This window comes from Streptomonospora alba (genome assembly GCF_000826685.1).
Lineage (GTDB): Bacteria > Actinomycetota > Actinomycetes > Streptosporangiales > Streptosporangiaceae > Streptomonospora > Streptomonospora alba.
Window position 1 is genome coordinate 1 of record NZ_JROO01000076.1, and the last position, 1,317, is coordinate 1,317.

Consider the following 1,317-nt stretch of genomic DNA (forward strand, 5'->3'; position numbering starts at 1 on the left):
CAGGTAGCGCAGCCCGCCGATGGTCAGCAGCAGCGTGGCCAGCGCCACCAGCAGCCCCACGAGCCAGTTGCGGATGTTGGTGATCACCTCACCCAGGTCCGAGACCCCGGGCTGCTCGGCGCCCTGGGCCAGAGCGGCAGAACCCGGAACGAGCACGAACAGGACGCACAGCAGCGCGCCGACGACAGCGACGCGCGCCGGGCGTGAGCGCGGGAGCGGCATAACCGTCACCTCAAAAGGACGAACGAAAAGCAGGGGAGAAGGGGCGGGGAAGCGCCGACTCTCCTTTCTCGCGCGACGTGGAAACCGGGGGAGCGTTCGGTGGCCGCGTCCCCGCCCCTTCCGTCCGGGCGGATGAATCGCCCGCACTCGTATATGCAGAATTCAGAGGCCGTCAGCGTCCACCGACGCGGCCGCTTTTCCGTCCTGGATGGTTTCGGCCAGGCGCGCGCAGGCGCGTTTGCGGCGGCGCCGCGCGGTCGTATACGACAAGCCCAACTCCCGGGCGACCGCTGTGAGCCGGTGCCTTTCCAGGTGCGTGCGCGCGACCAACTCCGCCTCCTGCGAGGTGAGCACGCCGCCGGCCACGGCCTCGGCCAGCACGGTCACCGGCCCGCGCGCACCAGGCAGGGCCGCCTCCCGGCGGGCGTCCTGGTGGGGGCGCTCGCGACGGCGCTGTTGGTCGTGCATGTAGCGGTAGCGCTGCCCGGCCTTGCGCACCGCATAGACCAACCGCCCACACACCGCCCGCGGCCCCAGATCCAAGGCGCGCATCTGGGCCAGCAGGGCGCTGAGCATCTCGGCTTCCAAATCGGCCACGTCGGCGCCCAGGCCGCGGCACATCCGGTTGCGCGCGGCATACAGACCGGGCAGCGCCAACCCGGCCGCGATCACCGTCCAGGCGGCCTCCCCGGACCGCGTCCGGGTGATCAGGCGCCGCCACACCTCATCGGTCGCCTCAGCCGTGGCTTCGGGCAGCCACGCGGCCAAATCCGCTGCGGAAAGAGACGTGCGGGGTGCTCCGGTGATTCCCATGCAATCCAGCAGCGGGCCGCCATGAGTGGCGGCGAGTGTGTCAAAGGAGCGGCGCAGCACAGAAAACGGCGTGGAACCCATGATGAACTCCCTCGCGTCGTCGGGAGCCACCAGTGATACACGCCCCGCTTCGCAAATAATGAGCACGATATTCGCAGTCGCGTGTGCGAAGAATCGGCGAAGACCCGGCGAACGAATGCCTCGAGGTGCGGGCGTCCCCGCGCAGCCGGAGGGAGGCACGCCACATCCGGTGTGCGAACGCCGTGCGTACGCACACCCGCG

Annotated in this window: 1 protein-coding gene and 1 pseudogene; both read right to left on the reverse strand. The window is 70.1% G+C overall.

All coding sequences use genetic code 11. The features are described 5' to 3' along the window. Positions 1-222, reverse strand: a pseudogene (locus LP52_RS25265) (hypothetical protein); the annotation flags it as partial. A gap of 162 nt (positions 223-384) precedes the next feature. Continuing rightward, on the reverse strand, positions 385-1,116 hold the full coding sequence (locus LP52_RS25270; RefSeq protein ID WP_040276930.1) for a hypothetical protein: 732 nt from the start codon (positions 1,114-1,116) through the stop codon (positions 385-387). Between the last annotated feature and the right edge of the window lie 201 nt (positions 1,117-1,317).

What these genes read in the sequence shown, in the direction of transcription:
- LP52_RS25270 (WP_040276930.1), bottom strand. Translation starts at nt 1,116, where the DNA reads ATGGGTTCCACGCCGTTTTCTGTGCTGCGCCGCTCCTTTGACACACTC.